We start from the raw sequence: 14,601 nt of genomic DNA on the forward strand, positions 1-14,601 counted from the left end.
TTTGCCATTTTTCAATACTTTTAATTAATCTAAAAGCTAATAATGAGTAAAATCACGGCGGCAATTACAGCTGTAGGAGGCTATGTTCCAGACTTTGTTTTGTCTAATGAAGTTCTTGAAACAATGGTAGACACTAATGATGAGTGGATTACTACTCGAACTGGGATAAAAGAAAGAAGAATTCTCAAAGAAGAGGGCAAGGGGACCTCCTTTTTAGCGATAAAAGCGGCTCAAGATTTAATTCAAAAAACAAACTTAGATCCTAAGGAAATTGAACTGGTAATTGTCAGTACGGCAACACCAGATATGAAGGCTGCATCAACAGCTGCTTTTACCGCAACTGAAATAGGTGCAGTTAATGCATTTTCATACGATTTAGAAGCGGCATGCTCGAGCTTTCTTTTCGGAATGTCTACAGCAGCAGCCTACATTGAATCTGGCCGATACAAAAAAATTCTTCTAATAGGAGCAGACAAAAACTCTTCATTCATTAATTATAAAGATAGGGCGACGTGCATCATTTTTGGAGATGGGGCTGGCGCAGTTTTGTTTGAACCAAATGAAGAAGGTCTGGGCCTGCAAGATGAGTTATTGAGAAGTAACGGTGAAGGACGAGAATTTTTACAAGCTCCGTATGGAGGATCATCTTACCCAATCAATGAAAATACGTTCAAAGAAGGCAAGCACTATGTTTTTCAAGATGGGAAAACAGTTTTTAAGAATGCCGTTTTTAACATGGCAGATGTTGCAGAGAAAATCCTTAAGAGAAATAATCTAACAAACGAAGACATCGCTTGGCTAGTAGCGCACCAAGCAAATAAAAGAATAATTGACGCTACTGCAAATAGAATAAATCTTGAAGAGGACAAAGTCATGATGAATATCCAAAAGTATGGAAACACAACATCTGCGACCTTGCCACTTCTTTTATATGACTATGAATCTCAACTTAAAAAAGGGGATAATATAATATTTGCTGCTTTTGGTGGCGGATTTACTTGGGGCTCAATTTATTTTAAGTGGGCCTATAACTCCTAAAAAATCAACTAACTAACTAAAATGTCTAAATACTATGGATTTAAAAGAAATTCAAAACTTAATTAAATTTGTTGCCAAGTCTGGCGCGAGCGAGGTTAAGCTAGAAATGGATGATGTTAAAATTACAATTAGAACCGGTTCTGATAGCGAAACTACAATTGTTCAACAAGTTCCAGTTCAAGCATCTGCACCAGTTGTTCAGCAACAAGTACCTGCACCAGTACCTGTAGCGGCTCCTGAAGCTCCTGCTGCACCAGCGGCATCATCTGATGATTCAAAATATATTACAATCAAGTCTCCAATAATTGGAACATTTTATAGAAAGCCTTCTCCGGACAAACCAGTATTTGTTGAGGTTGGGACGGACATAAAAGAAGGTGATGTCCTATGTGTTATTGAGGCAATGAAATTGTTTAACGAAATTGAATCAGAGGTTACTGGTAAAATCGTTAAAGTATTAGTAGATGATGCTTCTCCAGTAGAATTTGATCAACCGTTATTCTTGGTTGACCCATCATAACAATTGAAAATTCCAATTCACAAATCCAAGACCAGTTTATTGGAATTTGGTGTTTGGAAATAGAATTTTTAAAACAAAAGTTATGTTTAAAAAAATATTAATTGCCAATAGAGGAGAAATAGCGCTACGCGTTATTAGAACCTGTAAAGAAATGGGTATTAAAACCGTAGCTGTCTATTCAACAGTAGACGCAGATAGTTTGCATGTTAAGTTTGCGGACGAGGCGGTTTGTATCGGTCCAGCTCCAAGTAGTGAGTCATATCTAAAAATGTCAAATGTAATTGCGGCGGCTGAGATAACAAATGCTGATGCAATTCACCCAGGTTATGGATTTTTATCTGAAAACGCCAAGTTCTCTAAAATCTGTGAAGAACATGGAATAAAATTTATTGGAGCCTCTGAGGAGATGATATCCAGAATGGGAGACAAAGCAAATGCTAAAGCAACCATGAAGGCTGCCGGAGTACCTTGTGTTCCCGGTAGTGATGGAGTTATAGAGTCATTTGAGCAATGTAAAAAACTAGCAAAAGAAACAGGTTACCCTGTTATGCTTAAGGCATCTGCTGGTGGTGGTGGAAAGGGAATGCGAGCGGTATGGAAACCAGAAGACCTTGAAGGCGCTTGGGAATCTGCTCGTACAGAATCGAAAGCAGCATTTGGGAATGATGATATGTACATGGAAAAACTCATTGAAGAACCTCGACATATAGAAATTCAGATTGTTGGAGACTCGAGGGGAAAAGCATGTCATTTGTCTGAAAGAGATTGTTCTGTTCAGAGACGCCACCAAAAGTTAACTGAGGAAGTACCCTCTCCATTCATGACAGATGAACTAAGGGATAAAATGGGTAAGGCTGCTGTTAAGGCTGCTGAGTATATTAAATATGAAGGCGCAGGAACGGTTGAGTTTTTGGTAGACAAACATAGAAACTTCTACTTCATGGAAATGAATACGCGTATCCAAGTGGAACACCCAATAACAGAGCAGGTTATAGATTTTGATTTAATTAGAGAACAGATTTTAGTTGCCGCAGGTGTTCCTATTTCAGGAAAGAATTATACGCCGAATTTACATTCTATTGAATGTAGAATTAATGCCGAAGACCCTTATAATGATTTTAGACCATCTCCAGGTAAAATAACTACTCTTCATGCACCTGGTGGACACGGTGTTAGATTAGATACACACGTATACGCTGGTTATAGCATTCCACCTAATTACGATTCTATGATCGCTAAATTGATCACAACAGCACAGACTAGAGAAGAAGCTATAAACAAAATGAAGCGTGCTTTAGATGAATTTGTTATCGAAGGAATAAAAACAACAATTCCATTTCACAGACAATTGATGGATCACCCAGATTATTTAGCTGGTAACTATACCACTAAATTTATGGAAGATTTTGAAATGGAAGAAGAAATAGAAGATTAAATAAAAAGCTCCTAACTTTAGGAGCTTTTTTTATACAATGAATTTATCATACTGGGAAATAAAGACTTGGCTTACTAATGTAGACTTTACTGTTGTTGGAAGTGGTATTGTGGGCTTAAGTTGTGCTTTGGAGCTAAGACGCAAATATTCTCAAGCTAAGATTATTGTTTTAGAAAAAGGCATATTACCACAAGGTGCAAGCACTAAAAACGCAGGTTTTGCTTGTTTTGGCAGTCTTAGCGAAATCATTGACGATTTACAAAACCACTCAGAAGAAGAGGTTATTGATCTTGTCACAAAGCGCGTAAATGGATTGCAATTACTTCGAAAAACCATTGGTGATAGACAATTAGACTATAAGCCATTTGGTGGTTATGAGTTGTTTTTAAAAAATGATGAATCCCTCTTTTTAAAATGTAAAGCGCAAAAGGATAACATAAATAACCTTTTGAGACCTTTATTTAATGAGGATGTCTTTTCATTTAAGCCTAATGAATTTGGCTTTAACAATATAGTCGAACAATTAAGTTTCAATCAATTTGAAGGTCAAATAGATACTGGCAAAATGATGGATGTACTTCTTAAAAAAGCGCAGGAATCAGGTATTAAAATTCTAAATAACTGTTTGGTAAATGAAATTAGTGAGAACAATGCTTCAGTGGTTATAAAAACCAATAATTTTGAAATTAAATCGAATAAAGTATTAATAGCAACTAATGGTTTTGCTTCTCAACTCATTAATCAAAACGTGATACCAGCTAGAGCTCAGGTTTTAATTACAAAACCTATTAAAAACCTTCATATTAAGGGAACATTTCATTTAGATAAAGGCTATTATTATTTTAGGAATATAGACGATAGAATTCTATTTGGCGGTGGAAGAAATTTAGATTTTAAAGGTGAAGAAACCACTGAATTTAAGCAAACCGAATTAATACAAAATAAGCTTGAAGATCTTCTAAAAACTATTATAATTCCAGACACAGATTTTGAAATAGACCATCGTTGGTCTGGCATTATGGGAGTAGGTAATCAGAAAAAGTCAATTGTAAAACAAATCAGTAATAACGCATTTTGTGGTGTAAGACTTGGTGGTATGGGTGTCGCCATTGGAAGTTTAGTGGGTAAGGAATTGGCAGATCTAGTATGATTAGTATTAAGGAGAGTCTGTATAATGAATGTAAGAACGCCTTAAACCTTCGATTAAAGGTTTTACAACAAACCATTTCGGATATTGAAACTAATCTTCAATCAGAAACTAAAAGTTCTGCTGGAGATAAGCATGAAACTGGACGTGCTATGCTTCAGTTAGAGCGAGAAAAAGCTGGTCAACAGCTGGCTGAAATTCAAAAACAGTTTGAGCTACTCAACAAAATAAATACAGATTCTAGGCAGAAGCAAATAGCATTGGGTTCGGTAGTCTTTACTACTCAAGCAAATTATTTCTTAGCAATAAGTACTGGAGAAATTGAAGTGGATGGTCAGTCATTTTTTGCGATTTCACCAGCCACACCAATAGGTAGATTATTGCTATCTAAGACGAAAGGCGATACTATTCAATTCAATAGTCGAAAATTTCAGATTTTAAAAGTACTATAGAAAAACGTTAAATCACTTTACACTCTTCTGCTTGTGTATTAACTTGAAAAATAAAAAATGCCACGTTTATTACTTCTTTTTTTGTGCTTATTCAGTTTTGGCTTTGCAAACACACAAGAATCAAGTATTGATTTTGTAATTAAAAACCTTGGAGTTAATGTAGATGGTCACTTCAACACCTTTAATATTGTTGCGGAGATTAGCAATGAAGGACAGCTAAAAAGCATTACAAGTTCTATTACGGTCTCTTCAATTGAAACAGGTATTGATAGCAGAGATGAGCATATTCTAGAGGAAGATTATTTTGATGCTAAAAATCATTCAAGTATAGTAATGAAAAGCACAAAAATAAAGGTACTTAAATCAAATAATTATGAAGTTACCGCAAGCCTAAGCATAAAGGGAAAAACAAAAACAATTAAGATTCCTGTCACTATTAAACAGGAAGAGAATACATATGTAATCACTTCATATTTTGAAATTAATCGCAAAGATTTTGATGTAGGAGGAGGTGGTTTTATATTAGGTAAAACAGTAAAAATTAATGTGAAGCATTATCAAGATTACTAATGCATAAACAAAATTTCGATGTTATAATTATTGGTGGCGGTTTGGCTGGACTATGTAGCGCGATCCACTTATCAAAACGTAGCATAGGTGTTTTGCTTATTGAGAAAAACAGTTATCCAAAACATAAGGTATGCGGAGAATACGTATCTAATGAAGTCTTACCCTATTTAAATTATTTAGGATTTAACCCATTTGAATTTGGTGCCAAGACCATTTCAAAATTCCAATTAACAACACATAATAATAAAAACATTGAAGCCAATTTGCCTTTAGGTGGATTCGGCATGAGTCGATATGAAATGGATTTTCAACTCTTTCAAATAGCTTTGAATCATGGTATTTCAGTCATTAAAGATACTGTTGTTGATGTTGTTTTTGACGACGATCAATTTCATATTCAAACAAAATCAAATCACATCTTTACTTCAAAAATTGCTATAGGAGCCTATGGTAAGCGATCAAATTTAGATGTAAAATTTAATCGTGATTTTATTAAAAAAAAGTCACCTTATTTGGGTGTGAAAATTCATGTCACTGGTCATTTTCCAGAAGATACAGTCGCGCTTCATAATTTCAAAGGAGGGTATTGCGGTGTTTCAAAAGTTGAAAATGACCATATTAATCTGTGCTATATCACTAACTATCAAACTTTCAAAGCATTTAAGGATATAGAAACGTTTCAAGAGCAAGTTGTATATAAGAATAAGGCTTTAAAAAACGTGTTTGAAGGTTCTAAACCTCAATTTGAAAAGCCCTTAACAATCAGTCAGATTTCTTTTGAAACTAAAAACCCTATTGAGAACCACATGTTAATGTGTGGTGATTCCGCAGGAATGATTCATCCACTATGTGGAAACGGTATGGGTATGGCCATTAGAAGCGCACAATTAGCATCTGAGCTTATTATTGACTATCTTCAAAATAAAATAAAAAGCAGAGTTGAATTAGAGCGGAAGTATTCAAGAAACTGGAATAGAACTTTTGGCTTGAGATTAAAAGCTGGTCACAGTATTGCTTATTTATTTAGACAAGAATGGTTGGCGCCAAAATTACTATTTGTTTTAAGACGATTGCCTTTTTTGGTACCATTAATAATTAAAATGACTCACGGAAAACCCATGAAAATTTAATGAGTTTATTTGTTGATACAACATATAGAAGTAATGAGCCTGAACTTATGGATGATTTTTCCATGAAGGGCGAGTTGCTCCGTGATACATTGGATAAACTCGGTAAGATAAACAAATGGCTAGGGGGAAACCACGTCACGTTAAACGGCCTTAAAAAATTGCTCATTGATCAACCAAAAAACAAATTGATTACCATTATAGATTTGGGTTGTGGTCATGGAGAAATCTTAAGGCTAATAGGAAATTATGGAAGACAAGAAGGCTATAAGTTCAAATTAATCGGAATTGATGCTAATCAGGATGCTATTGATTACGCAACTGAATTATCTCATGATTATGAAGAACTAACCTTTGAAAATATCGATATTTTCTCAGAAGAATTCCATGACTTAGATTATGATGTTGTGCTTTCAACTTTGTTTTTACATCATTTTAATCAGGATGAAATTCACAACCTTCTAAAAATAATTACATCAAGGGCAAAATTAGGTATTGTCGTAAATGATTTGCACCGCAATAAAGTCGCTTATGGTTTATTTAAATTATTAGGTTTGGTGATTTCGAACCATATGATTGTGCAAGACGGATTAACATCTATATTAAGAGCATTTAAACGTGATGAGTTAGAAAGCATCTCTAAACAATTGAACCTTAAATCACAAATTTGTTGGAAATGGGCATTCCGCTACCAATGGCTAATTAAAACCTAAATGGCAGTAAGAATTACATCAGTTGCAAAGCAACTACCAAAACATACTAGAGAAACCAAAGATATTCTGCCTTATGTAGAACTTTGGCTTGAGGGTCAAGAAGAACGCTTTAAACGAAAAGTCCTTAAGATTTTTGAAAATGCAGCTGTTGACAAGCGGTACTCAATAATGGATGCTGAAGAGGTATTTTTAAAAACATCTTTCGAAGAAAAAAACGACATATACACGCGAGAATCCATAAAACTGGCAGAAAAAAGTTTGGTAAAAGCTTTAGATAAAGCCAAATTACAGCCAACTGATCTAGATTACATCATTACAGTGAGCTGCACTGGAATAATGATTCCGTCTTTAGACGCATATCTTATTAATAGTTTAAAGTTAAAACAAGATATTGTGCGTTTACCCGTGACAGAAATGGGATGTGCGGCAGGAGTTTCGGGTATTTTATACGCCAAGAACTTTTTAAAAGCAAACCCTAATAAACGTGCAGTTGTTATTGCGGTAGAGTCGCCAACAGCGACATTTCAATTAGATGATTATTCGATGGTTAACATTGTAAGTGCCGCAATTTTTGGGGATGGTTGCGCAAGTGTTATTCTGTCTTCTTATGAAGATGAAAAAGGACCTGAAATCAAGGATGAGGCTATGTATCATTTCTTTGATGCAGAGCATATGATGGGTTTTAAATTAAGAAATACGGGTTTACAAATGGTTTTAGACCAATCCGTGCCACAGACAATCGCAGATCACTTCCCAGAAATTATTCATCCATTTTTAGAACGTAATAACCTAACAATTGAGGATATTGATCATTTGGTTTTTCATCCAGGAGGAAAGAAAATTGTACAAACCGTTGAGGAATTATTTGGTGATTTAGGCAAAAATATAAACGATACAAAAGAGGTTCTAAGACTATACGGTAATATGAGCAGCGCTACTGTACTATATGTATTAGAGCGATTTATGGACAGAAATTTGCCTAAAGGGGATAAAGGTATTATGCTGAGTTTTGGACCTGGTTTTTCCGCTCAGAGGATTTTATTAGAATGGTGATATGAAAGAATTTAAAGATAAAAACTATTGGGCTTTAATACTTGGTGGTAGCAGTGGCCTTGGATTGGCTTCTGCAAAGAAACTCGCCAGACACGGCATGAATATTTGTATTGTACATCGCAATCCAAGAATGCAAGAAGATATTATTTTAAAAGAGTTTGAAACCATAAAGCAAGAAGGCGTTCAATTTAAGTCATTTAATAGCGATGCCTTTAATACAGACAAACGCAACATGATTATTCAAGAATTGAAGTCTTTATTTGGTGATAATCAAAAAATAAAAACCATGGTTCATAGTGTAGCAAAAGGAAATTTGAAGCCCATGGTATCAGATGATAATAATGAATTAAAACATGATGATTTTGCTCTTACCATTCAAGCCATGGGAATAAGTTTGTATGATTGGGTTAAAGTGGTTTTTGAAGCAAATTTATTTGCTGAAGATTCACGTATAATTAGTTTTACAAGTGAGGGTAATTCAAAAGCATGGAAAAATTATGCAGCTGTATCAGCAGCAAAAGTAACTTTAGAAGCGATAACTAGAAACATAGCATTAGAGTTTGCGCCTTTTGGTATAAAGGCCAATTGCATACAAGCGGGTGTTACGGACACAGAATCTTTAAGAATGATTCCTGGTCACGAACAAATTATTAAATATACCTTAAAACGAAATCCAAATAAGCGCTTAACTATACCTGAAGATGTGGCAAATGCTGTTTATTTACTAAATAAAGATGAAGCCTCTTGGATAACGGGTACAATTATTCCTGTAGATGGCGGAGAACATTTGAGTTAATATGAAACCATCAGAAATCATAGCACTTTTACCATACTCAAAACCGTTTTTATTTGTAGATGGTGTCAATTCAATTTCTGAAAATGAAATATGTGGATATTATACATTTAGAAAAGACGAATATTTCTACCAAGGACATTTTAAAGATAACCCAATAACACCAGGAGTGATATTAACGGAATGTATGGCACAAATTGGATTGGTTTGTTTTGGTATTTTCTTATTGAAAGATGAATTACAGACCACCAAGAAACCTCAGGTAGCATTGACCTCTAATCAAATGGATTTTTATTTACCGGTTTTACCGGGAGAAAAGGTTATTGTTCATTCAGAAAAAGAAGTATTCCGTTTCAATAAATTAAAGTGTAAGGTTAAAATGTTAAATAAAAATGGGGAATTGGTGGCAAGAGGTGTAATATCAGGAATGTTGAAAGCATGAAGCAACGTGTAGTCATAACAGGATTAGGTGTTGTCGCACCAAATGGCGTAGGTTTAACGGATTTTACCAAAGCATTAAAAAACGGAACATCTGGCATCAGATTTCACCAAGACTTAAAGGACCTTAAGTTTTCTTGTCAAATAGGAGGCATACCTCAAATTACGGATGATTTAAAATCCAAATATTTTACGGACCTACAGTTGCGTGGATTTAACAGTTCTGGTATTTTATATGGTTGTATCGCGGGTATGGATGCATGGAAAGACGCAGGATTCGATTTAAACCCTAATAGCGAGTTAGATTATGATACTGGGCTCATTTTTGGCACAGGAACTTCTGGTGTAGAAAAATTTAGGGAAGCCATCCACAAGCTCGACGAAGGCAATGTTAGGCGCTTAGGAAGTACAGTTGTTTTACAAACCATGGCAAGTGGTATAAGCGCTTATTTAGGCGGTATGCTTGGTTTTGGCAATCAGGTCACTACTAATTCTTCAGCATGTACAACGGGTACCGAAGCTCTTTTAATGGGTTACGAGAGGATTAAATACGGAAAAGCTAAACGCATGCTGGTTGGTAGTTGTAGTGACCATGGACCATATATTTGGGGAGGGTTTGATGCCATGCGAGTTATGACATACAAACACAATGACAGCCCAACAGAAGGATCACAGCCTATGAGCGCGTCAGCTTCTGGTTTTGTACCAGGAAGTGGCGCAGGTGCTTTAGTTTTAGAATCGTTAGAAAGCGCATTGGAGCGCGGTGCAACTATTTATGCTGAGGTTTTGGGTGGTGAGATTAACTCTGGTGGTCAACGCCAAGGAGGTACATTAACAGCACCCAACCCAGAAGCAGTTCAACGCTGTATTAAAAACGCGTTACACAATTCTGGAATAGATTCTAGTGAAATAGAGGTCATTAATGGGCATCTTACCGCCACTTCTAAAGATACTCTAGAAATTGAAAATTGGACAAAAGCCTTACAAAGGCAAGGCAAGAATTTCCCCTTTATTAATTCAACCAAATCATTAGTTGGCCATTGTTTGGCAGCGGCTGGTGCAATAGAGTGTGTGGCTAGTATCATTCAGCTTAAGGAACAATTTATAGCGCCCAATGTCAATTGTGAAGATCTACATTCTGGTATTGAAGAATTAGTATCACCCGAAAAAATACCACACAAAAAAATTGATCTGGAATTTGATACCATTGCCAAAGCAAGTTTTGGTTTTGGTGATGTTAATGCCTGTGTTTTATTTAAACGATTTATAGCGTAACTTTACAAATCAAAGTTATGTTATGAACAAAGAAGAATTAATTGCCAAATTAAAGACTATTATAGCACCTTATATTCAAGATGAAAAGGCATTTAAAAACCTGTCAGAAGACACAGATTTTGTAAAGGACCTAAAGATAAACTCAGCTAATCTAGTGGATATCATTTTAGATATTGAGGATGAATTTAATATTCGTTTAGAAAATGAGGATATGGAAAAAATGCTAGATGTAAAGTCTGCTATGAGCATTGTTACTTCAAAACTTGCAGATTAATGGTTGGTAATGATATTATTGATTTAAATGAAGCAAGTCGTGCCTCAAATTGGCAACGCCCAAGGTTTTTGGATAAACTTTTTTCTGAACAGGAGCAAGCCTATATAAATAGCGCTGAAAACGCTTTTAAAATGGTTTGGCGGTTGTGGAGTATGAAAGAGGCTTCTTATAAATTATACACACAAATTGCACCTATTCGTTTTTATAACCCTAAAGCATTTCAGTGTACGATTAATAAAGATTTAGGTACAGTGAAATATAAAAATTTCTACTGTTTTGTTCAATCAAAGATTACCTCGAATTATATTATTTCAGAAGCGAGGTTAAAGAAACAAAAGCTCAATTCTGAAATTATTGAATTTGTTTCATTGGGTTACTCCAGGCAGAGCGATGAATTAAAAGCTAAACTTATAGATTCATTGGGCTCAAAGTTTCGCCTAGAAAAGAATGTGTTTGATGTACCTATATTAAGTAATGGAAAAGAACTTTTTCACGTTAGCTTATCCCATCATGGGCGATATGGTTCTTATGTAAGAGCATAGTTATGGAACGATTGAAGCGCATTATACCTATTATTATTAAATTCAGAATATCTATTATCGCAATTTTGGCGATACTAATGGTATTGTCTGGTTATCAAACACTTAATAAGCTAAGTGTAGATAATTCACTTTCTATATGGTTTTTAGAGGACGATCCGAGTTACAAGGCATACATAGATTTCCAGGAGAATTTTGGATCAGATGAGATATTTATTATCATGCTACCAGTTGAAAATGCAATTGGTGAATCAGAAGTAAACAAGTTAAGGGAATTACACCAATCTATTGAAGCATTGCCTTACGTAAAAACAACCTTTAGCTTGGCCAAGGCTAAATACCCAATCTATGCAAATAACAACATCAGATTTGACGATTTATATAACTCAAGACGAAGTGAAAAAGGATTGAAAAACCTGTTTTCTAAACTATCCAACATTACTTCACAATTGGTCACTAAGGATTATAAAAACCAGCTGTTTTATATCCAAATGAAACCTACACCCACCATTGAGGAAGACCGACAAGAAATAGCTGTTGAAATTGAAAGTATAGTAGGACAGACATATTCAGATTATTATCTAACAGGACCACCTGTATTAAATGAGGCTTATAGCAAAGGCATTTATAAAGAAAGTCTAATATTTGGTATCCTGACCGTTTTGGTCATAACGGTATTGCTTTTATTTCTGCTACCAAGTAAACGCTATCTACTTATTGCACTACTGTCAGTTGCGATTCCGGTTAGTTTACTTTTTGGATTAATTACTTCTCTTGGGTTTGCATTAAATATGATTTCCATGCTTATCCCAACGATTCTAATGGTATATAGCGTTAGTGATGCGGTTCATATTATAAACATTTACCACAAAGAAGGACTTGCTAACACCAATTTTTCGAAGGTTGATTTGTTAGCAATTTCCATACGAAAGAGTTTAACACCTTGTTTCTATACTACGCTAACAACCCTTGTTGGCTATTTTGCACTTTATTTATCGCCTTTACCTGCATTTAAAAACATGGGTGTTTTTACATGTATTGGATTAATTCTAAGTTTTTTATTGGTCTATGTAATTACCATTATCGGCTTTAGTTTTATGAATTTAAATTTTGAAAAAGCTAAACCTATATTAAGCTTTAAAAGCTATTCTCAATCGCGCTTTATTGAATGGCTCAATGGTTTTACAAGTCAATATAAAAATTCACTGATTGTAGGTTTTACAGCGGTGCTTTTATTTGGAATCTATTCTATTTTTCAGGTTAAGATTGACACCAATTCTCGTGATTTATTGGCAGAAGGCAAAGCAAAAACAGACTTAAGAACTGTTGAGGTTGAATTAGGAGGAAGCAATAGGTTACAGCTCAATATTGCGACAAAGAATGGTGATGTAATATTGAAAAAAGATGCTATTAAAAGATTAGAGGATTTTCAGAATAAACTTGAAGCAAACCCATTAATATCAAACCCTGTTTCGGTGGTTACTATAAAGTCCTTCCTAGAACAACGCACACCTGTTTTATTTCAATCTAATATATCAGAGGCGAAACTAAAGAATACACTTAAAGATGTTGATGCTACGGAAAACAGCTTTTTTAAATTATTCTCAGAAGACCTATCAACAGCAGGTTTTACGCTAACCCTTATGGAAATGCGAACATCAGAATTAGAACAAGTGCTTGATGATATTAAACAAGCCTTTAAATCGTCATTTAATACTGATAATTATGATTTGAAAATAAACGGTTTTGCTGTTGTCTTTGCGCAATTGAATAACTTTATTTTAGAGACTCAGTTTAAGTCCTTCTTTGCGGCATTTTTTGTGGCATTTCTATGTCTTTGGGTGTTTATAAAGAATCTGAGAACCACCATATTAGTACTCATACCAAATATTTTACCGTTAGCGATACTTGCAATATTTATGAGTTTGCTAGACATTCCCTTAGATGTTACAACAGCAATGATAACACCTATTATGTTGGGAATTGCTATGGATGACACTATTCACTTAGTACATAAATACAGGCGAAGTAAATATATAACTGGCTCGCCAAAAGAACGCATGGACAATGCTATGCGCTATACAGGTAGTGCCTTAATATCAACAACGATTGCTTTGGTTGGAGGCTTTTTAATTATAGCTTCTAGCGCCACACCTTCCGTTCAGGATTTTGGCTTACTTTGTGCCGTAACAGTTACCATGGCCTTAATTACAGACATCTTTTATTTGCCTGCTCTATTAAAGAAGTTGGATAAATGACCTACTGGAATAATTTAAAAAACAAGGAGCTATTCGGTTTTAAATTACAATGGTGTTCAATAAAGATAGAATTGGATTGGTATGTAGCCTCAATCAACCAATTCTTCCCATTAAAATAGGATCTTTTAACCACAGCTTTATGTTTAGAATTTTCTACAATTTGTAGTTGATGAGCATAATATATTGCTCCGTCAATGATTGAAAATTCCTCAAAAAACGAAGCCACCAGTGGCAGTTTTGGATTACAGTATATGTTCTGTGGTGTGTCTTTTATAACAATTTTTTTCTCATCTAGAACAATCATGTCATCAGCGAACCCTAAAACATCATTTTTATCGTGGGTAGCAACTAGACAGCTGATTCTGTTTTTTCTTAAGTAACTGAAAATACTTCTTCGTAAAGATTGTTTTTTAAAATTGTCTATATGGCTGAAGGGTTCATCTAATAACAATATTTCGGGTTCTTTTGCTAAAGCCCTAGCTAATGCCACACGCTGTTTTTGTCCACCACTAAGAATTTTTACTTTGGTATCGGCAAAAGCTTCAAGTTCTACAACTCTGAGTAATTCTTTAGTTCGTTTTTCTTTTTGTTCTGGATAAAAGCGCGAAAGGTGCTTCCCAACATTTTCTTCAACTGTGGTGTAAGGCATCAAGTCGAATTCCTGGGCAACATATTTCATAAAATCATAACCTACAATAAGATTGAATGCTGGGCCTAAGACCTGTTTATTATCCCACCACACTTCACCTTCTTTTAAATCAAATTCACCATAAATTAGCTTTAATAAGGTACTTTTCCCAGAACCACTTTCACCGATAATAGCTAAAGTTTTACCCTTAGCAAGATCAAAGCTTATATTATTTAAAACCTTACTTTTGGTATAAGCGAAAGAGACATTTTTAACTTGAAGCATATTGCAAAAATACCACAAAAAAACCGCTTGATTTCTCAAACGGTTTTAAGAATAAG

16 protein-coding genes are annotated in these 14,601 nt (G+C 34.8%); 15 read left to right on the forward strand and 1 reads right to left on the reverse strand.

Annotated features, from left to right (window positions below; all coding sequences use genetic code 11):
- Nucleotides 1-42: 42 nt before the first annotated feature.
- From LBV24_RS04365 to LBV24_RS04435, 15 genes are all read left to right on the forward strand, one after another.
- Nucleotides 43-1,038, forward strand: coding sequence for a beta-ketoacyl-ACP synthase III (locus LBV24_RS04365; protein WP_224477373.1), 996 nt, complete (start codon nucleotides 43-45; stop codon nucleotides 1,036-1,038).
- A gap of 34 nt (nucleotides 1,039-1,072) precedes the next feature.
- Entirely contained in the window at nucleotides 1,073-1,558 is a 486-nt protein-coding gene (accB, locus tag LBV24_RS04370; RefSeq protein WP_224477374.1) for an acetyl-CoA carboxylase biotin carboxyl carrier protein, read from the forward strand.
- A gap of 82 nt (nucleotides 1,559-1,640) precedes the next feature.
- A complete protein-coding gene (gene accC, locus LBV24_RS04375; RefSeq protein WP_224477375.1) occupies nucleotides 1,641-2,993 on the forward strand; it encodes an acetyl-CoA carboxylase biotin carboxylase subunit in 1,353 nt (450 codons plus the stop codon).
- Nucleotides 2,994-3,030: 37 nt separating this feature from the next.
- The gene (locus LBV24_RS04380; protein WP_224477376.1) at nucleotides 3,031-4,143 is read left to right on the forward strand and encodes an NAD(P)/FAD-dependent oxidoreductase; all 1,113 of its coding nucleotides are present in this window, start codon (nucleotides 3,031-3,033) and stop codon (nucleotides 4,141-4,143) included.
- Entirely contained in the window at nucleotides 4,140-4,592 is a 453-nt protein-coding gene (locus LBV24_RS04385; protein WP_262901993.1) for a GreA/GreB family elongation factor, read from the forward strand. Before LBV24_RS04380 ends, LBV24_RS04385 begins: the two co-directional genes overlap by 4 nt.
- Nucleotides 4,593-4,649: 57 nt before the next feature.
- Nucleotides 4,650-5,162, forward strand: coding sequence for a YceI family protein (locus LBV24_RS04390; protein ID WP_224477377.1), 513 nt, complete (start codon nucleotides 4,650-4,652; stop codon nucleotides 5,160-5,162).
- Entirely contained in the window at nucleotides 5,162-6,292 is a 1,131-nt protein-coding gene (locus LBV24_RS04395; RefSeq protein ID WP_224477378.1) for an NAD(P)/FAD-dependent oxidoreductase, read from the forward strand. The genes LBV24_RS04390 and LBV24_RS04395 overlap by 1 nt, the downstream gene beginning before the upstream one ends.
- Nucleotides 6,292-7,002, forward strand: a complete 711-nt coding sequence (locus LBV24_RS04400) for a methyltransferase domain-containing protein (protein WP_224477379.1) — start codon at nucleotides 6,292-6,294, stop codon at nucleotides 7,000-7,002. Before LBV24_RS04395 ends, LBV24_RS04400 begins: the two co-directional genes overlap by 1 nt.
- A complete protein-coding gene (locus LBV24_RS04405; RefSeq protein WP_224477380.1) occupies nucleotides 7,003-8,055 on the forward strand; it encodes a type III polyketide synthase in 1,053 nt (350 codons plus the stop codon). It begins immediately after the preceding gene.
- A 1-nt stretch (nucleotide 8,056) separates the two neighbouring features.
- Nucleotides 8,057-8,851 (forward strand): SDR family oxidoreductase, encoded by a 795-nt coding sequence (locus LBV24_RS04410; RefSeq protein WP_224477381.1) that lies wholly within the window; start codon nucleotides 8,057-8,059, stop codon nucleotides 8,849-8,851.
- Between the two features lies 1 nt (nucleotide 8,852).
- Nucleotides 8,853-9,290, forward strand: a complete 438-nt coding sequence (locus LBV24_RS04415; protein WP_224477382.1) for a 3-hydroxyacyl-ACP dehydratase FabZ family protein — start codon at nucleotides 8,853-8,855, stop codon at nucleotides 9,288-9,290.
- The gene (locus LBV24_RS04420) at nucleotides 9,287-10,561 is read left to right on the forward strand and encodes a beta-ketoacyl-[acyl-carrier-protein] synthase family protein (protein ID WP_224477383.1); all 1,275 of its coding nucleotides are present in this window, start codon (nucleotides 9,287-9,289) and stop codon (nucleotides 10,559-10,561) included. The genes LBV24_RS04415 and LBV24_RS04420 overlap by 4 nt, the downstream gene beginning before the upstream one ends.
- A gap of 22 nt (nucleotides 10,562-10,583) precedes the next feature.
- On the forward strand, nucleotides 10,584-10,835 hold the full coding sequence (locus LBV24_RS04425; RefSeq protein ID WP_224477384.1) for an acyl carrier protein: 252 nt from the start codon (nucleotides 10,584-10,586) through the stop codon (nucleotides 10,833-10,835).
- Nucleotides 10,835-11,377 (forward strand): 4'-phosphopantetheinyl transferase family protein, encoded by a 543-nt coding sequence (locus tag LBV24_RS04430; RefSeq protein WP_224477385.1) that lies wholly within the window; start codon nucleotides 10,835-10,837, stop codon nucleotides 11,375-11,377. The genes LBV24_RS04425 and LBV24_RS04430 overlap by 1 nt, the downstream gene beginning before the upstream one ends.
- A gap of 2 nt (nucleotides 11,378-11,379) precedes the next feature.
- Nucleotides 11,380-13,632 carry an efflux RND transporter permease subunit gene (locus tag LBV24_RS04435; RefSeq protein ID WP_224477386.1) on the forward strand — a complete coding sequence of 751 codons (2,253 nt, stop codon included), beginning with the start codon at nucleotides 11,380-11,382 and terminating at the stop codon, nucleotides 13,630-13,632.
- 1 nt (nucleotide 13,633) lies between these two features.
- On the opposite strand, the gene LBV24_RS04440 is transcribed toward LBV24_RS04435, so the two are convergent.
- Nucleotides 13,634-14,545, reverse strand: a complete 912-nt coding sequence (locus tag LBV24_RS04440; RefSeq protein WP_224477387.1) for an ABC transporter ATP-binding protein — start codon at nucleotides 14,543-14,545, stop codon at nucleotides 13,634-13,636.
- Between the last annotated feature and the right edge of the window lie 56 nt (nucleotides 14,546-14,601).

It is taken from the genome of Winogradskyella vincentii, from assembly GCF_020166345.1.
Taxonomy (GTDB): domain Bacteria; phylum Bacteroidota; class Bacteroidia; order Flavobacteriales; family Flavobacteriaceae; genus Winogradskyella; species Winogradskyella vincentii.